Consider the following 22,709-nt stretch of genomic DNA (forward strand, 5'->3'; position numbering starts at 1 on the left):
CGCCTCTCGTGTTTTCGACCCGTGGTGACTGCTCGTAGTCTCTAGGCGAACACGGGGGGTGAGTCGTGTATCTAGATGTCTCTATCTCCGGGCCGATCAGGCCACGGTCGGAAAGCTCGATCGGTAGCCGACCGGGGGGATGGCACCGAGCGACGACGCCGACGTCGCGTCACCGCGGGGGAGGTGCGCGTGGAGGTACGGGTTCTGGGACCGCTTGAGGTCCTGGTCGACGGCAGACGACTTGACCTGGGCGGCCACCGCCAACAGATCGTGTTCGCCAGCCTCGCGCTGGAGGCCAACCGGGTCGTCCCGGTGGGACGCCTGATGGAGGCCATCTACGGCGACGACCTGCCCAGCACCTCACGTGCCCAGGTGCAGATCTGCGTCTCGGCGCTCCGACGACTGTTCAACACCCACGACCACCCCGACACCATCGTCACCCGGTCCCAGGGTTACCTGCTCCGGGTCACCGACGGGACGTTGGACCTCGACCGGTTCGTCGGTCTGGTCGAGGGCGGCCGGCGTGCTCGCTCCGCGCAGAACGTCGACGAGGCGGTCGGGCACATCCGCGCCGCCCTCGCCCTCTGGCGTGGCCGCGCTCTCTACGGGCTGGAGAGCCGGCTGGTCCAATCAGCGGCCAACCGCCTCGACGAGCGGCGGATCAACCTCCACGAGGACTGCGTCGAACTCGAACTCGAACTCGGCCGGCACCGCGATCTCATCCCGGAACTCTCCGACCTGGTCGAACAGCACCCGCTGCGCGAACGGCTGCGCGGGCAGCTGATGCTCGCCCTGTACCGGTCCGGTCGCCAGGCCGAGGCCCTCGACGTCTACCGTCAGGCTCGCCGCACGATGATCGACGAGCTGGGCCTCGAACCGAACCAGTGGCTACAGCAGCTGGAACACGCGATCCTCACCTCGGACGAGGAACTCGCCGCACCGGTCTCACCCGCGCCAGCGCCGACCGCTCCGGCGCCGCTGCCGCCGGTCCCGCCGGCGCTGGTCGTCGCGCCGGTCGACGACCTCCCCCTCAGCGCGATCACCCCGCCGGTGATCGTCGCCCCCACCGAGCCGGTCGTCCCGGTCACCGTGCCGTGCCTGCTCCCCACCGACATCGCCGACTTCACCGGCCGGTCCAAGCAGATCGACGTCATCGAGCAGCAACTGTTGATGGCCGCGGAGAGCCCGACGCAGTTCGCGGTGCCGATCGTGGTGGCCGCCGGCAAACCCGGCATCGGCAAGACCACCCTCGCCGTGCACGTGTCGCACCGCGCGGCGACCCGCTACCCCGACGGGCAACTCTTCGCCGACATGCACGGCCGCAGCCCGCAGCGGGTCGGCCCGATGCAGGTGCTGGAACGCTTCCTGCGGACCCTCGGCGTCCCCGGCACCGCGATGCCCGAGGTGCTGGAGGAACGCGCCGAGCTCTACCGTGACCTGCTCTCCGACCGCCGGATGCTGATCGTGCTGGACAACGTGGCCGGTGAGAGCCAGGTGCTGCCCCTGCTGCCCGGCACCCCTCATTCAGCCGTGCTGGTCACCAGCCGCAGCCGGCTGGCCGGTCTGCCCGGCGCGATCCACCTCGACGTCGACGTCTTCGACGAAGAGCACTCGCTCGAACTGCTGGCACACGTCGCCGGGCGGGAACGGATCGAGCAGGAGCCCGAGGCGGCCGCGCAGCTCGCCTATCTCTGCGGGAACCTGCCCCTGGCCCTGCGGATCGCCGGTGCCCGGCTCTCCGCCCGGCAGCACTGGACCGTCGAGCACCTCGTCGAGCGGCTCGACAACGAGGCGCGGCGCCTGGACGAGCTGAAACACAGCGGGATGGGGATCAGGGCCAGCATCTCGCTCACCTACGACAGCCTCACCGAGGAGGCCCGCCGGCTCTTCCGCCGGCTCGCCGTCCTCGACGTGCCGTCGTTCTCGGGCTGGGTCAGCGCCGCACTGCTGGACGAGCCGGTGATGGACGCCCAGGATCTGCTGGACGACCTCGCCGAGGCGCAACTCGTGGAGAGCACGAGCATGGGTCCGGGGCAGGTCCCGCAGTACCGGTTCCACGACCTGATCAGGGTCTTCGCCCGGGAACGCCTCGCCGCCGAGGAGACCGTCGCCGACCGCAACGCCGCGCTGTGTCGGGTGCTCGGCGCCCTGCTGTTCCTCGCCGAGGCCGCCCACTGCGGCCTGCATGGCGGGCCGTACTTCGTCCTCAGCAGCGACGCCCCGCGCTGGCCGCTGCCGCAACGACTGACCGAGCAGCTGGTCACCCGTCCGCTGAACTGGTTCGAACGGGAGCGGCACTCGCTCGTCGCCGGAGTCCGGCAGGCCGCGCAGGCCGGCTTCACCGACCTGTGCTGGACGCTCGCCCACATCGCGGTGACCCTCTTCGAGCCGCGCATCTACCTCAACGACTGGCGGGAGACCCACCGCATCGCGCTCGCCGCCAGCAAGACGGCGGGTGACCAGCGGGGGCAGGCGGCCATGCTCTACTCCAACGGCTCACTCTTCCTCGCCGAGCAGCGGTTCGACGAGGCACGCCGCGACCTGGAGGCGGCCGGGACCATCTTCCGCGGCCTCGACGACGAGCAGGGGCTGGCGCTGGTCACCCGGCAGATCGCGTTCGCCGACCGGATCCGAGGTGACCTGCCGGCCGCGGCCACCCGCTACGAGCACGCGCTGGACAGCTTCCGACGCAGCGGCGACCTGGGCGCCGCCGCCTACGTGCTGCACAGCCTGGCGCAGGTGCACATGGAGAGCGGCAATCCGCAGGAGGCGTTGGCCATCCTGCCCGAGGCGCTGGTGATGAGCCGCAGCGCCCGCAGTCGTCGGGTCGAGGCGCAGGTGCTGCACCGCATGGGCGACACCTACCTGAACACCGGGGACCCGCACGCGGCGGCCAGCGCGTTCGCCGAGGCGTTGGCCGTGGTGCAGGACATCGGCGACCCGGTCGGCGAGGCGTACGCGCTGCACGGGATGGGCGTGGCGCACATGACGGCCGGTGACCTGACCGCCGCCGAAACAGCGCTGCAGAGCGCCCTCGGCCTGGCGAGCACGGCCGGTGAACGACTCATCGAGGCGCGGGTGTCGCTGGCGCTCGGCGAACTCGCGCTCGAACACGGCAGCGCGACGCAGGCGGTGGTGCATCTGCACCGGGCACTCGGGCTGTTCCGGGGCATCCGCGCGCCGAAGTTCGAACAGCGGGTGCTGACCAAGCTGACCGAGGCGTACGTGGCGGCCGGGGGCCGGGAACATCCGGCGTCTGCGGCGGCCGAACCGCTGCGGGACAACGTGGTTCCGCTGGTGCGTCAACCTCGGCCGCAACGGCCGGATCGCACGGGCAGCGGTTCCTCGGTGGTGCAGAGCGTTCGTCAGGGCTGAAACTCGGGGTGCGACCGGCCGGCTCGTCAGCCGTACCGGGCTCCCGGGACGTGCGCCCGGTGGCCGTTGATCAGATGGCCCGCCGAAGGCTCACGTGGTGCTGCGTCAGCCCCAGGGCTGGCTGAGGGAGGCGGTCGTGCTCGGCGTGGGGGTGGCCGCCGGCGCCGGGGTGCTGCCGCTGGCGTCCTCGGCGTGTGCGGCGGTCGCTCCGAACAAACCGACCGTGACGGCGGCGGCGGCGAGAGCGATGGCGACGCGGGCCTTGACCGAGAGCGAGACGTTGGTGCGCATGGCGATGTTCCTCCAGGTGAGGGGGGATGTCGTTCCGCCGTGTTCGGCGATGACACAAACGTAGGAACAGGCCCCATCACCGCGTTATCTGTTCGCCTGCCACCCCCTATCACCGCTATCGGAGCGCCACCGATAGCCGGCGATAGAACGGCGAAGGCCAGCCGATAGCCGCTCGGCGCAGTCTTCTGCCCTAGGCCGGGGAATCCGGCAACCAACCGTCGCCGGCTCGCACCGCGGGTCACCGCGGCGGGACCGACTGGCAGGTGACAACACATGAGTGTTTCGGCGCAAGCTTTGGACGGTGTGTTCGGCCGCCCCGCGGCGGGCATCCGGGCGCGATTGGAACGCGCTGACGACGGCGGCTGGAAGCCCGTCGCCGATGCGGAGTCCGACCCCGACGGCCACATCGACGACTGGGCGGCGGAGCTCCTGGAGAGGGGCCCCTACCGGATCGTCTTCGACAGCGACCACTACTTCTCCGGTCTCGGCGTCAGCGCCGCGTACCCGGAGATCGCGGTCACCTTCCGGGTCCAGGACGAGTCCGACACCTGTCAGGTCCAGGTGCTCCTCACTCCCTACTCGTACTCGATGTACTTCGGCACCCGCGGATGAGTCAGGTGGCGGCCGGACCGCACGCGCCGGCTCCGTACAGCGAGGAAAGGAATCCATCGTGAACCCGAGTCGACGATCCGCCGGCCGCTACCTGCCCACCGCCTCGGTGAGCCTGCCGGACCGGACATGGCCGAGCCGTACGGTCACCACCGCGCCCCGGTGGCTCTCGACCGACCTGCGCGACGGCAACCAGTCGTTGGCCAACCCCATGAGCCCGGCCCGGAAGCTGGCCATGTTCCGGTTGCTCGTGGAGATGGGCTACCAGGAGATCGAGGTCGGTTTCCCGGTCGCGAGCCAGGACGACCACGACTTCGTCCGGCTGCTGATCGAGGACGACCTGATTCCGGACGACGTCTGCATCACGGTGCTGACCCAGGCTCGCGACGAGCTGATCCGGCGCACCGTGGAGAGCCTGGCCGGCGCGCCGCGGGCGCGCGTCCACATCTACAACGCCACCTCACCGCTGTTCCGCCGGGTCGTCTTCGGCATGACCCGGGCGGAGTGCCTGGACCTCGCGGTGCAGGGGACGCGCCTGATGATGAAGTACGCGGACCGCACCCTGGCCGGCACCGACCTGCGCTACCAGTACTCGCCGGAGCTGTTCAACGACACCGAGCTGGAGTTCTCCCTGGAGGTCTGCGAGGCGGTGATGGACGTGTGGCAGCCGGAGACGGACCGCCCGATCATCCTGAACTTCCCGACCACCGTCGAGCGCACCATGCCGAACGTGTTCGCCGACCAGATCGAGTGGCTGGACCGCAACCTGTCCCGCCGCGAGCACGTGTGCCTCTCGGTGCACCCGCACAACGACCGCGGCACCGGCGTCGCCTCCGCGGAGATGGCCACCCTGGCCGGCGCGCAACGGGTCGAGGGCTGCCTGTTCGGCAACGGCGAACGGGCCGGCAACGTCTGCCTGGTCACCCTCGGACTGAACCTCTACACCCAGGGCGTCGACCCGGGCATCGACTTCTCCGACATCAACCGGATCCGGCGGACTGTCGAGTACTGCAACGAACTGCCGGTGCACCCGCGCCACCCGTACGGCGGGGATCTGGCGTACACCGCGTTCTCCGGCTCGCACCAGGACGCCATCAAGAAGGGTTTCGACGAGCGCGCCCGGGCCGCGATGGCGATCGGCGCGTCGGTGGACGACCTGCCCTGGGAGGTGCCGTACCTGCCGCTGGACCCGGAGGACGTCGGCCGCACCTACGAGACGGTGGTCCGGATCAACAGCCAGTCCGGTAAGGGCGGCGTCGCGTACGTGCTGGCCAGCCGGCACGGCCTGCTCCTGCCGCGCGACCTGCAACTGGAGTTCGCCGCCGTGGTGCAGGCGCAGGCCGACGCCGCCGGGGCGGAGATCTCACCGACGCGCATCGGGGAGCTGTTCCTCCAGGAGTACGTCGTGCGGCGCCCCCTGTCGGTGCCGCTGCGCTTCCGCGACACGGTCGCCACCGAACTGCACGTCGGGGGCGGCGGCTTCACCGTCGGCGCGGCCCGGGCCGACGCCGTCGAGCAGATCCGCACCACGATGCTGTCCTGGGGGATCGACGTGCGCGCCGTGCACCGCACCGGGGTCGGCGCGGTCAGCGAGCGCGACGACGTGGTCGTGTACGCCGAGTGTCGACTCGGCACCCGTACCGTCTGGGGCGTCGGCATCGACGCTGAGCCGGACACCGCTGCCTTCGCCGCCGTCCGCGCGGCGCTCAGCCGCGCGTTGCGCTCCGGCAACGCCCTGGAAACCGTCGGGGACCTCGACGCCCCCGTGATGCACCCCGCGCCACCCCGGCTGCGCCCGGTCCTGGCCGGCGCCGTCGGTCTCGACCGGGCCGGCTGAACACCATTCGAGGCCGTTCACCATTATCAGACCTGGGGGAAATCCACATGGGACTCGTTGAGAGAGACAAGGCGGTGACAGGGCTCGAGGGCCTGCTCACCGAGGCGGTCGCGGGTCGCGGCCGGGTGGCGATGATCACCGGTACCGTCGGCACCGGCAAGAGCGAACTTCTGCACACCCTGGCCGACCGGGCGGTCGACTTCGGTGCCCTGGCGGTCACCGCGAGCGGCGCCCACGCCGAGCGCAACCTGCCCCTGGCGCTGCTCAGCCAGCTCTTTCACGACGCGCCCCTGCAGGACCGCGAGCGTGAGCGGGCGATGAGCCTGCTGCACGAGGGCACTGTCGCGGCCCTGGCCGCCGACAACCGGGACGACAACGAGCACATCGACGTGCAGATCGTGCACGGGCTCTGCACCATCCTGCTGGAACTGGCCGAACGCTATCCGCTGGCGTTGCTCGTCGACGACGTGCACCACGCCGACCGCGCCTCGGTGGTCTGCCTGGCGTACCTGGCCCGGCGCGCCCGGTTCGCGCCGGTCCTGGTCGCCTTCACACAGACCGAGTTCGGGCGCAGCGCCGATCCGTCCTGGCAGGCGGAACTGCTGCGCCCCGGGCACGGCAGCCGGCTCAAGTTGGCTCCGCTCACCGGCCTCGGCGTCCAGCAGTTCGCCGCCGAGACGGTCGGCACCGAGGTCGCCGAGCGGCTGGCCGGCCAGTGGTACCAGCTCACCGGCGGCAACCCGCTGCTGGTCGGCGGCCTGCTGGAGGACTACCAGGCGGCCACCGAGGAGACCGGCGCCGCACCGGACGAGGTGGTGGTGGGGGAGCGGTACGCCCAGGCCGTGGTGTCCTGCCTGCGTCGCGGTGAAGCGCAGCTGCTGGAGGTCGCCCGGGGCGTCGCCGTGCTCGCCGACACCGAGGCACTCGACCGGCTCCTGCGGACCGACGCGGGGGTGGTCGCGCAGGCCATGCGGGCGCTGACCACCGCCGGCATCTTCACCCTCGGTGGGTTCCGGCACCCGGTGGCCGCGGCCGCCGTGCTCGCCGGGTTCGACCAGGACGAGCGGGCGGAGCTGCACCGGCGCGCGGCGGTGCTCGCCTACGACGGCGGCGCGTCGGCGCGGGTGGTGGCCGAGCACCTGCTGGGCGCCAAGGAGGCCAGCGAGGCGTGGGGAGTGGCGGCGCTGGAGGACGCCGCCCGGCAGGCCCTGCGTGAGGGCCAGGTGGAGTCGGCCGTCAGCTACCTCAAGCTGGCCTGGCGGGCCTGCACCGACGAACGGCAGAAAATCAAGATCATGACCACTCTGGTACGCGCCGAGTGGCGGGTCAACCCCAGTACCTCCAGCAGCTACCTGCCCGAACTCGCCGGCGCCCTGGACAAGGGCTTCCTGCAGGGCAGCGACGCGGTGATCCTGGCCAAGGCGCTGCTGTGGCACGGGCAGCTCGCCGAGGCGGAGGTGATCCTGGCGCACCTCGCCGCCACCGGGGTGGACCTCGACCCGGCCGCCGCCGGCGAACTGGCGATGACCCGGCCCTGGCTGCGCTGCTCGTACACGCCGCTGGCCCAGCACTTCCGGCCGGCGCCGGTGACCGTCTCCACGGTCTCGGCGAGTCGCCGCCTGGAAGCGGCCAACGCGCTGTCCACGGTGCTCAGCGACACCCCGTCGGAGAGTGTGGCCGGCGTCGTCGAGCGCATCCTGCGCAGCTCCCGGCTCGACGAGATGAGCCTGGACACGGTGGAGAGCGCCCTGCTCACCCTCACCTACGGCGGGCACGCCGAACAGGCGGCGCCCTGGTGCGACCTGTTCATCGAGGAGGCGCACACCCGGCGCGCCCCCAGCCGGCAGGCCCGTCTCGCCGCGATCCGGGCCGAGGTCGCCCTGCGCCTCGGTGACCTGCCCGGCGCGGCCCGACACGCCCGCCTGGCCCTGGAGATCATGCCGCCGAGCAGTTGGGGGGTGGGCGTCGGCGTGCCGCTGGCCAGCCTCGTCACGGCCTGCACCGCGATGGGTCGCTTCGACGAGGTGTCCGAGTGGCTGGACCAGCCGGTTCCGGAGACCATGTTCCAGACCCGGTACGGGCTGCACTACCTGCACGCCCGTGGTCGCTACAGCATGGCGACCGGCCACCTGCCGCTCGCGCTCCGGGACTTCCAGAAGTGCGGTGAGCTGATGACCACCTGGGAGCTGGACGCGCCGGGCCTGGTCGCCTGGCGCACCGACGCCGCCGAGACCCTGCTGCGGATGGGACGCCCCGACCAGGCCCGTCGGCTCATCGAGGACCAGCTGGGCCGCTGCGGCAAGGACATGCCGCGCGTACACGGCTCCGCGCTGCGCCTGCTCGCCGCGACCAGCCAGCTGCGGCACCGGCCGATGCTGCTGCGGCAGGCGGCCGACCTGTTGCAGTCCGGCGCCGACCGGTACGAGCACTCCCGGGTGCTCGTCGACCTGACCGAGGCGTACCACGCGCTCGGTGAGTCGCGGCGGGCGGGAATGATCGGCCGGCGGGCCCGGGCACTGGCGGAGGAGTGCGACGCGCAGCCTCTGCTCCGCCGGCTCTCGCGGGACATCGGCTGGGACGACAAGGAGACCGCCGCGGCGCAGCCCAGCGTCACCGGCAGTGCCGCGATGCTCAGCGACGCCGAACGCCGGGTGGCCGCCCTGGCCGCGATCGGCTACACCAACCGGGAGATCTCCGACAAGCTCTACATCACGGTGAGCACTGTGGAGCAGCACCTGACACGCATCTACCGCAAGCTCGGCGTGGTGGGGCGTACCGACCTGCCGGCGCACCTCGAACTCGACCTGTCCGCGACCGTCTGACCCCACACACCAGGGCCCCGCACCGCGTCACGCGCGGGCGGGGCCCCAGTGTGTGTGCTGTGCGGGAGTGATCGTCGGGCCGCGAGGTCAGGACGGATCGGGCGCGGGAAGGATGACCCGCAGTGGGTCACCGTGCCGGCCGTACAGGTCCTGTTCGCGGGGGTAGCCGAGAGAGACCTCCTCGAACCGGACGCCGTCCTCCACTGTCGTCCGTGGGATGTGCAGATGGCCGTAGACCACCACTGCCGCCCGGTGGTCCAGGTGCCACGTCGCGGTGCCGGTGGTGCCGCACCACTGGGCGAACTGCGGATAGCGCAGCACCCACGTCGGCTCCCGGGTCAGCGGGAAGTGGTTGACCAGCACCGTCGGCAGCGCCGGGTCGCACTGGGCGAGACGCCGCTCGGTCTCCCGCAGCCGGGCCCGGCACCAGTCGTCCGCTCCCGGGTAGGGGTCCGTGTGCAGCAGGAACTCGTCGGTGCAGACGATCCCGGCCGACTCGGCCCAGTGCCGCGCCTGCTCCTTCGTGGTCCCCGGCGGGCGGAACGTGTAGTCGTAGAGCACGAACAGCGGCACCACGACCACCGGGCCGCCGGCCCCGCGCCACACCGGGAAGTCGTCCTCGGGCGTGACGACGCCGAGGTCCCGGCACATCCGTACGAGATCGCGGTAGCGCTGCTCGCCGCGCAGCTGCACCGGGTCGTCGGCGGGCGTCCACAGCTCGTGGTTGCCCGGCACCCAGACGACCTTCGCGAAGCGCTCGGCGAGCAGTGTCAACGCCCACTCGACGTCGGCCATCTTCTCGCCCACGTCGCCGGCGACGATCAGCCAGTCGTCGGTGTGCCCGGGGCGCAGCCCGAGCACCGTCTCCCGGTTGCGGGCATAGCCGACGTGCAGATCACTGATCGCCAACAACCTGCCGTGCGGGACCGTACCGGGAACACTCACGACGCCGATCGTAGGCGCGCGGCGGTACCGGCCGGAACGCCCGCCGACCGGTTCTCGGGCCGTCTGAGCTGCGCTACGGGGCGCTAGGGGGCCGGCTAAGGGTTGTCCGGGCACTGGCCGCTCTCGATGCTGGTTGCGATAGGCGAATGCCGGTACCAGCGCCGTTTCGAGGATTTCCGCCGACGGTGGGATCCCTGTCGAGAGGAGACCACCGATGATCAAGGCGCGGGGTCTGACCAAGACGTTCCAGATCAACAAGTTCACCGTCGAGGCCGTCCGCGGCATCGACCTCGACGTCTCGTCCGGCGAAATGGTCGGCTTCCTCGGCCCCAACGGGGCGGGCAAGTCCACCACCCTGCGGATGCTGACCACGTTGCTGCGACCCACCTCCGGCGAGGCCAACATCGGCGGCTGCGACCTGCTCAGCGACCCCGCCGGAGTGCGCAGGTTGATCGGCTACGTCGGCCAGAACTCCTCGGCCGGCGTCGAGTACAAGGTCCGCGAGGAGCTGATCACTCACGCCCGCCTGCAGGGCCTGTCCGCGTCGGCCGCCCGTACCCGGGTGGGCGAGATGCTGGAGCAGTACGACCTGGCCGGGCTGGAGGATCGCATGATCGGTGCCCTCTCCGGCGGTCAGAAGCGGCGCATCGACATCGTGATGGGCGTGCTGCACCGGCCGCCGGTGGTCTTCTTCGACGAGCCGTCCACCGGGCTGGACCCGCAGAGCCGTAGCAACCTGTGGGACCACATCCGCAACCTGCGCCGCGAGCACGAGACGACGGTCTTCCTCACCACCCACTACCTGGACGAGGCCGACAGCCTGTGCGACCGGATCCTCGTCATCGACGGCGGCCGGATCGTCGCCGAGGGCACCGCCGACGAGCTCAAGGCACAGGTCAACGGCGACCTGGTGACCCTGGAGACCTCCGCACCCGGGCAGACCGCCACCGCCGCCGAACGACTCGACGGCGCGAAGGAGGTCACCGTGGACGGCACGACGGTGCGGTTCCGCATCCCCCGCGGCGACAGTGTCCTACCCGGCCTGCTGCGCGAACTCGACCGCAACGACGTCGACGTGTTCTCGGTGCGAACCAGCCGACCGACACTCGACGACGTGTTCCTGACCGTCACCGGGCGCAGCCTGCGCGACAGCGAGACCGCCCCGGCGTTCCCGGGCCTGTGAAGTGAGGATCCCCATGTCGTTCCTGCGAGACACCTGGTTGACGTTCGACCGGGCGGTCCGTCCCGCCCTGCGCAGCCCCGGCACGCTGATCGTCGGTGTCGCCGTGCCCCTGGTCTACCTGGTCCTGTTCGGGCCGCTGCTGAGCGACACCACCGACGAGAGCGGACTCAGCTCCTGGCAGTGGTTCGTCCCCGGCATGCTCATCCAGCTCGCCCTGTTCATCACCGCCAACGCCGGCTTCTCCCTCATCCCGGACACCCGCTCCGGCGTGCTGGAGCGGATGCAGGTCACCCCGCTCAGCCGGGTCGCCCTGCTCACCGGCCGGGTCCTCAAGGACGTGGTGCTGCTGCTCGTCCAGGCCATCCTGATGATCGGGCTGGCGTTCATCCTCGGCTTCCGGGCCGGCGTCCTGCCGATCCTGGCCGGGCTGGTCCTGCTCGCCATCACCGCGGTCGCGGTCGGCTTCACCTCCTACGGCCTGGCGCTCAAACTCAAGCACGAGTTCGCGCTGGCCCCGGTGGTCAGCGGCATCGTCGTGCCGCTGATGCTGCTGTCCGGGGTGCTGCTGCCGATGGACCGTGCCCCGGACTGGCTGTACTACCTGTCGCGGGCCAACCCGCTCAGCTACGTCGTCGAGGCCGAGCGTGAGCTGATCAGCGGCAACTACGACCAGCAGATCGTGTTGATCGGCGCGCTGGTCGCGGTCGGCCTGCTGGTGCTCAGCACCACCTGGTCCCTGCGGCTGCTGCGCCGCCAGCTCGCCTGACCCGCGTACGCCCGGACGCCGCCGGCCTCGGTGCCATGACCCCCGCGGGGGCCGTGGCACCGAGGCCGGCGGCGTGTCTCAGAAGGCCATCGAGGTACGCATCGACCAGACGAACACGTCGCCCAGCTCCGCGTCGCGCTCGAAGTGCTCGTACCCGTCCAGGTAGCAGATCTTCAGCTTCTCGTTCGCCGCCAGCGTCTTGCTGACGACGAGGCTGCGCGGGATGGCGCTGGGGCCACCGACGAGCATCACCTGCACCACGGAGGTGAGCTGTTCGGCGGTCACCACCGTCCGGGACTGGAAGGCCGCCTTCTCGAAGTCCAGCGGCGGGTTCGTCGCCGGGTTCGCGGCGTCGTGGCTGAAGTAGTGCTGACCCAGGAACCTGCTCAGATCGGCCGGCGGGCTGAACGTGTCGGTAGGAGCATCGATCGGCGTCAACAGTGTCGTGGTCATTGTGTTCTGCCTTCCCGAAGAGTCACCCGGTCCTTCCGGTGGAGCCCGGGTCGGCGCTTCCTCGCTGCCATCCCGCTCTGCTCCGTGCTTTGTGTATTGAGAATGACCGGGGCGGCACCCCCGTAGACATCCCCTACCTACCCCTATCGGTTGGCCGGTATCGGGGTGCCGTCGGGGCGCGCGAGGGTCCGCCGCGAGTCCGCAGGGGTTGTTGGCCCACCAGGGCGACCATAGCGTCCTGATTGCGGATCGTCGTATTCCGGCCCAGCTCATTCCGGGTCGCTCTGCCTTGAAGAGGTGGCATCGTATGGCAAGCGAAGAAACGCTCCGGGACTATCTGAAATGGGTCACGACCGACCTCCACAAGGCGCGTCAACGTATTCGGGAACTGGAATCGGCCGGTTCCGAGCCGATCGCCCTGATCGGAATGGCCTGCCGTTATCCGGGCGGGGTGCACAGCCCCGATGACCTCTGGCAGCTGGTCGCCGAGGGGCGCGACGGGATCGGCGCGTTCCCCACCGACCGGGGCTGGGACCTCGACGGGCTCTACCACCCCGACCCCGACAACCCGGGTACCTGCTACACCCGCGACGGCGGCTTCCTGCCCGACCTGGCCGCCTTCGACGCCGAGTTCTTCGGGGTCAGCCCCCGCGAGGCGATGGCCATGGACCCACAGCAGCGGTTGCTGTTGGAGACCGCGTGGGAAGCCACCGAACGGGCCGGCATCGACCCGCATCAGCTGCGCGGCACCCGGACCGGCATCTTCGCCGGCACTCCGAGCACCCAGGACTACGTCTCGCTGCTTCAGCAGAACCCACCCGAGGGCAGCGAAGGCTACTTCCTCACCGGCACCGCGCCCAGCGTGATCTCCGGGCGGGTCGCGTACCTGCTCGGGCTGGAGGGCCCGGCCGTCACCCTGGACACGGCCTGCTCGTCGTCGCTGGTCGCGCTGCACCTCGCCGGTCAGGCGCTGCGCCTGGGCGAGTGCGACCTGGCCCTGGCCGGCGGCGCCACCATCCTCGCCTCGCCGACCGCGTTCATCGGCTTCAGCCGCCAACGTGGCCTCGCACCGGACGGGCGGTGCAAGTCGTTCGCCGCCGCCGCGGACGGCACCGGCTGGTCCGAGGGGGTAGGCCTGCTCATGCTGGAACGGCTCGGCGACGCCCAGCGCAACGGCCACCCGGTCCTCGCGGTGCTGCGCGGCTCCGCCGTCAACCAGGACGGCGCGTCCAACGGACTCACCGCCCCCAACGGCCCCGCTCAGCAGCGCGTCGTGCTGCAGGCCCTGGCCAACGCGGGGCTGACCACCGCCGACGTGGACGCCGTCGAGGCGCACGGCACCGGCACCGTGCTCGGCGACCCGATCGAGGCCCAGGCGCTGATCGCCACGTACGGCCAGGACCGGCCCGAGGACCGTCCGCTGTGGCTCGGCTCCCTCAAGTCCAACCTCGGGCACTCGCAGGGCGCCGCCGGTGTCGGCGGTGTGATCAAGATGGTCGAGGCACTGCGGCACGAGACGCTGCCCCGGACCCTGCACGTCGACGAGCCGAGCCCGCACGTCGACTGGTCCGCCGGCAACGTACGCCTGCTCACCGAGGAGCGTCAGTGGCCGACCGGGGACCGGCCGCGCCGCGCCGGGGTGTCGTCGTTCGGCATGTCCGGCACCAACGCCCACGTCATCATCGAGGAGGCGCCGGCCGCCGAACCGGTCGCGCCGGTCACTCCGGGCGCCGGGGAGCTGCCCTGGCTGATCTCCGCCGGCACCGCCGACGCCCTGCGGGAGCAGGCATCCCGGCTGGCCGCCCACCTCGACGGCCCCGGCGTCGGCACCGCACCGGCGGACGTCGCGCACACCCTGCGGACCGCCCGCTCGACCCTCGCCCACCGGGCTGTCGTCCTCGGCCCGCGCCACCGCGACGGCCTGACCGCCCTCGCCACGTCCGGCACCGACGCCGACGTCGTCACCGGCACCGCCGTCGCGGACGCCGAGGTGGTCTTCGTCTTCCCAGGCCAGGGCTCCCAGTGGAGCGGCATGGTCGCCGACCTGCTCGACACCGCCCCGGCCTTCGCCGACCGGATCGCCGCCTGCGCCGACGCCCTGGACCCGCACGTCGACTGGAACCTGCTCGACGTGCTCCGCTCCGACGACCCCGGCCTGCTGGAGCGGGTCGACGTGGTGCAGCCGGCGCTCTGGGCCGTGCTGGTCTCGCTGGCCGAGCTGTGGCGCGGTCACGGTGTCACGCCGGCGGCGGTGATCGGCCATTCGCAGGGCGAGATCGCCGCCGCGGTCGTGGCCGGCGCGCTGTCCCTCCACGACGGCGCGAAGGTCGTCGCGCTCCGCAGCCGGGCCCTGCTCCGACTCGCCGGCACCGGCGGCATGGTCTCGGTCAGCGCCCCGCTGAGCACCGTCGAGGACCTGCTGGCCGACGGGTTGACGATCGCCGCCGTCAACGGGCCGTCCGCCGTCGTGGTCGCCGGGCCACCCGACGCCGTGCAAGCCTTCCTGACCCGGTGCGAGAGCGCGGGCGTCCGGGCCCGGCGGGTGGCTGTCGACTACGCCTCGCACTGCTCCGCCGTGGAGTCGGTCGAGGCCGAACTGACCGCCGCGCTGGCCGGCATCACGCCCGGGCCGACGTCGGTGCCGTTCCTGTCCACAGTCACCGGCGTCGCTGCCGACGGCGGCAGCCTCGACGCCGCCTACTGGTATGCCAACCTGCGTAACCCGGTCCGCCTCGACCAGGCCGTCACCGCCGCGGCCACCGCCGGGAACCGGCTCTTCCTCGAGATCAGCCCGCACCCGGTGTTGACCGGCGGGATCAGCGACACGGTCACCACCCCCGTTCTGCACACGCTCCGTCGGGGCGAGGGCGACCGGCGACGGATCGTCCGCGCTCTCGCCGAGGCGCACGTCGCCGGTGTCCCCGTCGACTGGTCCACGGTGCTGCCCGAGGCGCACCGCGCCGACCTGCCCACCTACGCGTTCCAGCGGCGTCGGTTCTGGCCGGAACCGGCACCCGGGCGGATCGCCGCCGACCCGGTCGACGCCGAGTTCTGGGCGGCCGTCGAGGGCGGCGACCTGACCGCTCTCGGCATGGCCCACCTCAACGACGCTGTGGCGCACCTCGGCGAATGGCGCCGGGAACGCCGCGAACACCGGGCCCTGGACACCTGGCGCTACCGGGTGACCTGGCGTCCGCGCACCGACCTGCCGGAGCCGCAACTGCACGGCGGCTGGCTGCTGCTCGTACCGGAGGACACCGACCAGGCTCTGGTCGCCAACAGCACCGACCAGGACCTGGTCGCGACCAGCACCGACCAGAGCCTGGTCGCGGCCATCACCGACCGGATGACCCGGGCCGGCGCGACGGTCACCGTCACTCCCGAGGCGGCGCTCACCGCGGCGCTGGACGGCCCCGCCCCGGTCGGCGTCCTGTCACTGCTCGCCCTCGACGAGCGCCGCACCGACCAGCACCGGGCCCTCACCCGGGGCGCCGCCGCCACCACCGACCTGCTCGCGGCCCTGCGCGACACCCACCCGCAGACCCCGGTCTGGGCCGTCACCCGGGGCGCTGTCTCGACCGGCCCGGCCGACCCGGTACGCCGAGTCCCGCAATCATTCGTCTGGGGTCTCGGCCGGGTCGCCGCCCTGGAACAGTCCGCCTCCTGGGGCGGACTCGTCGACCTGCCGGAAACGCTCGACGAGCGGACCGCCGACCGGCTCTGCGCCGTGCTGACCGGCATCACCGTCGGCGACGGAGTGGAGGACCAGGTCGCGGTGCGCCCCTCCGGTGTGCTCGCCCGACGGCTGACCCGTGCCGCCGCCGGCACCGCGCCCACCTGGCAGCCGTCCGGCACCGTCCTGATCACCGGTGGCACCGGTGGCATCGGCACCGAACTCGCCCGGTGGCTCGCCCGCAACGGCGCCGACCACCTGGTCCTCACCAGCCGGCGCGGTGCCGCAGCTCCGGGCGCCGCCGAGCTGACCGAGGAACTCACCGCCACCGGTGTACGCGTCACCGTCGCCGCCTGCGACGTCGCCGACCTCGACGCGATCACCACGCTGGTACGGCAGTGCGCCGACGCCGGTGACCCGATCCGGGCTGTCATCCACACCGCCGGTGTCGCCCAGCACACGCCGATCGCCGACGTCACACTCGCCGAGTTCGCCCACGTGCTGGACGCCAAGGTGACCGGCGCGGCGAACCTGGACCGGCTCTTCGGCGCGCCCGACGACCTGGACGCGTTCGTGCTGTTCTCCTCGGTCGCCGGGACCTGGGGCAGCGGCGGGCAGATCGCGTACGCGGCCGGCAACGCCTACCTGGACGCGCTCGCCGAGGCCCGCCGGGCCCGCGGCTGCGCGGCGACGGCGGTGTCCTGGGGTGCCTGGGGCGGGGGCGGTATGGCCACCAAACAGGAGACCGCCGACCACCTGCTGCGTCGTGGCCTGCCGCCGATGCCGCCCGAGCAGACCACCGTCGCGTTGGCGCAGGCGGTCGCGCTCGGCGAGGCCACCGTCACTGTCGCCGACGTTCGGTGGGACCGGTTCGCCCCGTCGTTCACCGTCGGGCGGCCCAGCGCGTTGCTCGCCGACCTGGACGACGCCCGCACCGCGCTGACCAACGCGGCCCCCGACGACGACAGCCAGGCGGCCGGGCTGCGCGCACGACTGGCCGGCATGACACCGGGCGAACGGGACACGTTCCTGGTCGACCTGGTCCGCGCCGAGGCCGCCGCCGTGCTCGGGCACGCCGACGCGTCCGCCGTCACCCCGGACCGGGCGCTGCGCGACCTCGGCTTCGACTCCCTGTCGGCCGTCGAGTTCCGCAACCGGCTCTGCGCGGCGACCGGCCTGCGACTGCCCACCACCCTCGCCTTCGACCACCCGAACGCCCACGCCATCGCCCGGCTGCTGCGCGACGAGGTGGCCGGCCCCGCCCCGGCCCCGTCGGTGAACCCCACCACGGCCCCCGCCGGCACCGACGAACCGGTCGCCATCGTGGCGATGAGCTGCCGCCTGCCCGGCGGCGTGCGTACCCCGGACGACCTGTGGCAGCTGGTCCTCGACGGGCGCGACGCGATCGGTGACTTCCCGGCCGACCGTGGCTGGGACGTCGACGCCCTCTACCACCCCGACCCGGACCACCCGGGCACCAGCTACACCCGCTCCGGCGGATTCCTGCACGACGCCGCCGAGTTCGACGCCGCCTTCTTCGGCATCTCGCCGCGCGAGGCGCTCGCCACCGACCCCCAGCAGCGGCTCCTGCTGGAGACCGCCTGGGAGGGCTTCGAACGGGCCGGTATCGACCCGCACGCACTGCGCGGCACCCGGACCGGCGTGTTCGTCGGCGCGTCCAGCCAGGGCTACGGCGCGGGCGTCCAGAACGCCCCCGAGGGCACCGAGGGCTACCTGCTCACCGGCACCGCCACCGCGGTCATCTCCGGTCGCATCTCGTACGCCCTCGGCCTCGAAGGTCCGGCGCTGACCGTCGACACCGCCTGCTCGTCGTCGCTGGTCGCCCTGCACCTGGCCGCCCAGTCGCTGCGCCGGGGCGAATGCGACCTCGCCCTGGCCGGCGGCGTCGCGGTGATCGGCAACCCGATGGTCTTCGTCGAGTTCAGCCGGCAACGCGGTCTCGCCGCCGACGGCCGCTGCAAGGCGTTCGGCGCCGACGCCGACGGCACCGGCTGGGCCGAGGGTGTCAGCGTCCTGGTCGTCGAACGGCTCCGCGACGCCGAGGCGAACGGTCACCAGGTCCTCGCCGTGATCCGGGGCAGTGCGATCAACTCCGACGGTGCGTCCAACGGTCTGTCCGCCCCGAGCGGCCCGGCCCAGCAGCGGGTCATCCGGGCCGCCCTGGCCGACGCCGGACTCACCCCGGCCGACGTGGACGTGGTCGAGGCGCACGGCACCGGCACCGTCCTCGGTGACCCGATCGAGGCACAGGCGCTGATCGCCACCTACGGCGCCGGCCGCGACGGGGACGCCCCGCTGTGGCTGGGCTCGCTGAAGTCCAACATCGGCCACACCCAGGCCGCTTCCGGCGTCAGCGGGGTCATCAAGACCGTCCTCGCGCTCCGAGCCGGGGTGCTGCCCCGCACCCTGCACGCCGACGAGCCGTCACCGCACGTGGACTGGTCCGCCGGCACCGTCCACCTGCTCACCGAATCCCGCGACTGGCCGGACACCGGTCGTCCCCGCCGGGGCGCCGTCTCGTCGTTCGGCGTGAGCGGCACCAACGCCCACGTCATCCTGGAACACCCGGCCGACCCGGCACCGGTGCCGCCGACCCGCGGCGGGCGGCTTCCCGCCGTCCCCGTCGTGGTCTCCGCCACGACCGCCCCCGCCCTGCGGGCGCAGGCGGCGGCACTGCTCGACCACCTCACCGGCGAGCCCGCCGCGCACCTCACCGACCTCGGCTGGTCCCTGGCCACGACTCGGGCGGCCCTCGAACACCGCGCGGTGATCGTCGCGACCGACCTCGACGAGGTACGCCTGAGCCTCACCGCCCTGCGCGACGACACCACGGCTCCCGCGCTCATCGCCGACGTCACCGTCGACGGGCGTACCGCGGTGCTCTTCACCGGGCAGGGCAGCCAACGAGCCGGGATGGGCCGGGAACTGTACGACGCGTACCCGGTCTACGCGGACGCCTTCGACGCGGTCTGCGCCCACCTGGACACCCACCTCGACCGGCCGATCCGCGACCTCGTCCTCGACCCGGCACACGCCGACCTGCTGGACCGCACCGAGTACACCCAGCCGGCGCTGTTCGCCGTCGAGGTCGCCCTGTTCCGGCTCTTCGCGCACTGGGGCGTCGTCCCGGACTACCTGGCCGGGCACTCCATCGGCGAGCTGAGCGCCGCCCACGTGGCCGGTGTCCTCGATCTGGCCGACGCGGCCGCGCTGGTGGCGGCCCGTGGCCGGCTCATGCAGGCGCTGCCCGACGGCGGCGCGATGGCCGCCGTGCAGGCCGACGAGGCGGAGGTGCTCGCCTCGCTCGACGGGGTGGACGGCCGGATCACCGTCGCCGCCGTCAACGGACCGGCCTCCACTGTGGTCTCCGGCGACGAGTCGTCGGTCGAGCAGGTCGGCGCGTACTGGCGCGACGCCGGGCGGCGGACCAAGCGACTCCAGGTCAGCCACGCCTTCCACTCGCCGCACCTGGACCCGATGCTCGGCGAGTTCCGGCGGGCCGCGACCGCGGTGACCTACCAGCCGCCGCAGATCCCGATCGTCTCCACCCTGACCGGGAGACTCGCGACCACCGCCGAACTCACCTCGCCCGACTACTGGGTACGGCACGCCCGGGAGACCGTCCGGTTCGCCGACGCCGTCCGCGAACTCCACCGGCACCAGGTCCGTACGCTGCTCGAACTCGGCCCGGACCCGGTGCTCGCCGCGATGGCCGAGGAGACCCTCGCCGACCAGACCGGCCGCGCGGCGATCGCCGTGGCCGCGCTGCGCGGCGGGCACCCGGAACCGGTCACCGTCCTCACCGCGCTCGCCCGGCTGCAGACCCGGGGCGTCGACCCCGACTGGGCCGCCGTCTACGCGGGCTCCGACGCCCGCCGCACCCCGCTACCCACGTACGCCTTCCAGCACCAGCCCTACTGGCTGCACGGCGACCCGGCCGACGCCGCGTCCAGCGGCACCGGCCACCCGCTGCTGCACACCGTCACGACGCTCGCCGACACCGGCGAGGTGCTGTTCACCGGCCGACTGGCCACCGCCCGGCAACCCTGGCTCACCGACCACACAGTGCTCGGCACCGCGATCCTGCCCGGCACCGCCTTCGTCGAGATGGCCGCGCACGCCGCCGACCACGCCGGCTGCGGCCAGGTCGAGGAACTGACCCTGGAAGCGCCACTGGTCGTCCCGTCCGGTGTCGGGACGAGGCTGCAGGTACGCGTCGGCCCGGCCGACGCCGACGGCCGCCGCGCCCTCAGCGTGCACTCCCGCCCGGACCGGGACGACGACACCCCGTGGACCCGACACGCCGCCGGCACCGTCTCCCCGGTGCCGGTCAGCGAACCCGACCCGGAGCAGACCTGGCCGCCCGCCGACGCCACCCCGATCGACGTCGACTTCCTCTACGACTTCCTGCCCCAACTCGGCTACGGGTACGGCCCTGCGTTCCAGGGCCTGCGCGCGGCCTGGCAGCGCGGCGAGGAGACGTACGCCGAGGTCGCCCTCGCCGAGCCGACCGCCACCGAAGCCACCCGTTACGGCGTACACCCGGCGCTGCTCGACGCCGCCACCCATGCCATGGGACTCGGCACGGCGGCCGAGGCGCAGCAGGGACTGAGTCCCACCCAGAGCCGGATGCCGTTCTCCTGGACCGGCATCAGCGTGCACGCCACCGGCGCCGCCGCGGCCCGGGTCCGGATCACGCCCAACGGCGACGACGGGGTCCGCATCGACCTCGCCGACCAGGCCGGACGACCGGTCGCCACCGTCGGCAAGCTGGTGCTGCGCCCGGTCTCGGTCACCCAGCTGCGGCAACCGGCCGACGAGGCCCCGCTGTTCACCGTCGACTGGACGCCCGTCGAGCCGCAGATCGCCCCCACCGGAGGCCGGTACGCCGTCATCGGCGCACCCGACTCGTTCGTGGCCGACGCGGCAGCCGCCGTGGGATCCCTGGTCGACGACTACCCGGACCTGGACGCGCTGGCCGCCTCGGGTGCCGTACCCGAGCTGGTCTTCGTTCCGGCACAACCCGGCGGGGACACGCCCGGCCCGGCGGTCGACGCCTGGCTGGCGCTCGCCCAGCGCTGGCTCGCCGACCCGGACTTCGCCGGGGCCCGCCTGATCCTGCTGAGTCGCGGCGCGGTCGACCCGGATCCCGCCGCCGACGCCCCCGACCTGGCGCACGCCGCCGCCTGGGGCCTGATCCGCTCCGCCCAGTCGGAGGACCCGGGCCGGATCGTGCTCGCCGACGTGGACGACTCGCCGCTCTCCGCGGCCAGCCTGCCCGGTGTCCTCGCCGCCGGCGAACCGCAACTGGCGCTCCGCGAGGGCCGCGCCTACGCGCCGCGCCTCGCCCGGGCCACCGCCGCGCCGACCGGCCTAAAGACCGACCCGGACGGCACGGTCCTGGTCACCGGCGGCACCGGCGCTCTCGGCGGTCTGCTGGCCCGGCACCTGGTCAGCACCCACGGGGTACGGCATCTGCTGCTGACCAGTCGCCGCGGACCGGACGCGCCGGGCGTCGAGGACCTGACCGCACACCTGACCGAACTCGGCGCGAGCGTCACCGTGGCGGCCTGCGACGCCGCCGACCCCGACCAGCTCGCCCACACCCTCGCCGCCGTCCCCGCCGAACACCCGCTCACCGCCGTGGTGCACGCCGCCGGCATCGTCGACGACGGCGTCCTCGCCTCACTGACCCCGCAGCGGGTCGCCGCGGTCCTGGCGGCCAAGGCCGACGCCGCCCACCACCTGCACCAACTCACCCGGGACCGGAACCTGACCGCGTTCGTCCTGTTCTCCTCCTCGGCCGGCAGCTTCGGCGGCCCGGGGCAGGGCAACTACGCCGCGGCCAACGCCTACCTCGACGCGCTCGCCCGGCACCGCCGCCACCACGGCCTCGCCGCGATCTCCCTGGCCTGGGGGCCGTGGGCGGTCGGCGGCGGCATGGCCGGACAGCTCAGCGACGCCGACGTCAACCGGATGACCAGCTTCGGCATCACCCCGTTCACCGCCGAGACCGGGCTCACCGCGTTCGACGCGGCGGTGGGGGCCGACACCCCCGTCGTCCTGCCGATCGGACTGCAACCGGCCGCCGTCGCCGGCAACGGCTCGGTGCCGCCGCTGCTGCGGGGTCTGGTCCGACGACCCGTTCGGCGGGTCGCCGAGAACACCACCGACGGCGCCGACCCCGCCGAGGCGCTCAAGCGGCGACTCGTCGTCGCCGCACCCGCCGACCGGCCACGGATCCTCCTCGAACTGGTGCAGAGCCAGGTCGCCGCCGTCCTCGGCCATGCCTCCGCGGACGCCATCCAGCCCGACCGGGGCCTGGTCGAGTGCGGCCTCGACTCGCTGGCCGCCGTCGACCTGCGTAACCGGCTCGCCGCCGCCACCGGTCTGCGGCTGCCCGCCACGATCGTCTTCGACCAGCCGACGCCCGGGGCGCTGGCCCGCTACCTCCAGGACGAGTTGCTCGACGAACACGCCTCGTCCGCCCTGTCGGTGCTCGGCGAACTGGACCGCCTCGAAGCGGGCCTGGCCGCCGTCAGCGCCGACGACCCGGACCGGGCCAAGGTCGCCAGCCGGCTCCGCAGCCTGCTCGACACCTGGACGACCGGCGCGAACCCGACACACGACAGCGGCGCCCTGCACGGCGCCACCGCCGAGGAACTGTTCGACCTCCTCGACGACGAACTCGGCATTGCCTGACCGCATGGAACACCGACGGGGAGTGACGTTCT

The 22,709-nt window shown here is 72.6% G+C and carries 10 protein-coding genes; 7 read left to right on the plus strand and 3 right to left on the minus strand.

Annotated features, from left to right (window positions below):
• The first annotated feature begins 189 nt into the window (after positions 1–189).
• On the plus strand, positions 190–3,375 hold the full coding sequence (locus tag O7614_RS14335) for a BTAD domain-containing putative transcriptional regulator (RefSeq protein ID WP_278138943.1): 3,186 nt from the start codon (positions 190–192) through the stop codon (positions 3,373–3,375).
• Between the two features lie 105 nt (positions 3,376–3,480).
• Here O7614_RS14335 and O7614_RS14340 read toward each other — a convergent pair whose 3' ends face one another.
• Positions 3,481–3,666 carry a hypothetical protein gene (locus O7614_RS14340; protein ID WP_278138944.1) on the minus strand — a complete coding sequence of 62 codons (186 nt, stop codon included), beginning with the start codon at positions 3,664–3,666 and terminating at the stop codon, positions 3,481–3,483.
• A 273-nt stretch (positions 3,667–3,939) separates the two neighbouring features.
• On the opposite strand from O7614_RS14340, the gene O7614_RS14345 reads away from it, so the two are divergent.
• From O7614_RS14345 to O7614_RS14355, 3 genes are read left to right on the plus strand one after another with little or no spacing between them, the layout of a single operon-like run.
• The gene (locus O7614_RS14345; protein ID WP_088990103.1) at positions 3,940–4,278 is read left to right on the plus strand and encodes a hydroxyisourate hydrolase; all 339 of its coding nucleotides are present in this window, start codon (positions 3,940–3,942) and stop codon (positions 4,276–4,278) included.
• Positions 4,279–4,336: 58 nt separating this feature from the next.
• Positions 4,337–6,112 (plus strand): 2-isopropylmalate synthase, encoded by a 1,776-nt coding sequence (locus O7614_RS14350; protein ID WP_278138945.1) that lies wholly within the window; start codon positions 4,337–4,339, stop codon positions 6,110–6,112.
• Between the two features lie 47 nt (positions 6,113–6,159).
• On the plus strand, positions 6,160–8,934 hold the full coding sequence (locus tag O7614_RS14355) for a LuxR family transcriptional regulator (RefSeq protein WP_278138946.1): 2,775 nt from the start codon (positions 6,160–6,162) through the stop codon (positions 8,932–8,934).
• An 87-nt stretch (positions 8,935–9,021) separates the two neighbouring features.
• Here the strand turns inward: O7614_RS14355 and O7614_RS14360 are convergent, their stop codons facing one another.
• On the minus strand, positions 9,022–9,879 hold the full coding sequence (locus O7614_RS14360; protein ID WP_278138947.1) for a metallophosphoesterase: 858 nt from the start codon (positions 9,877–9,879) through the stop codon (positions 9,022–9,024).
• 214 nt (positions 9,880–10,093) lie between these two features.
• On the opposite strand from O7614_RS14360, the gene O7614_RS14365 reads away from it, so the two are divergent.
• Together O7614_RS14365 and O7614_RS14370 are read left to right on the plus strand one after the other, a co-directional pair.
• Entirely contained in the window at positions 10,094–11,062 is a 969-nt protein-coding gene (locus O7614_RS14365; RefSeq protein ID WP_278138948.1) for an ATP-binding cassette domain-containing protein, read from the plus strand.
• A 13-nt stretch (positions 11,063–11,075) separates the two neighbouring features.
• On the plus strand, positions 11,076–11,828 hold the full coding sequence (locus tag O7614_RS14370) for an ABC transporter permease (RefSeq protein WP_278138949.1): 753 nt from the start codon (positions 11,076–11,078) through the stop codon (positions 11,826–11,828).
• A gap of 78 nt (positions 11,829–11,906) precedes the next feature.
• Here O7614_RS14370 and O7614_RS14375 read toward each other — a convergent pair whose 3' ends face one another.
• Positions 11,907–12,281 (minus strand): DUF5988 family protein, encoded by a 375-nt coding sequence (locus tag O7614_RS14375; RefSeq protein ID WP_278138950.1) that lies wholly within the window; start codon positions 12,279–12,281, stop codon positions 11,907–11,909.
• Between the two features lie 307 nt (positions 12,282–12,588).
• Here O7614_RS14375 and O7614_RS14380 point away from each other — a divergent pair, with 307 nt between their 5' ends.
• Complete coding sequence (locus O7614_RS14380) at positions 12,589–22,677, plus strand: type I polyketide synthase (RefSeq protein ID WP_278138951.1); 10,089 nt, start codon at positions 12,589–12,591, stop codon at positions 22,675–22,677.
• Positions 22,678–22,709: the final 32 nt, after the last annotated feature.

Source organism: Micromonospora sp. WMMD961, assembly GCF_029626145.1.
In the GTDB taxonomy this organism is placed as follows: Bacteria; Actinomycetota; Actinomycetes; order Mycobacteriales; family Micromonosporaceae; genus Micromonospora.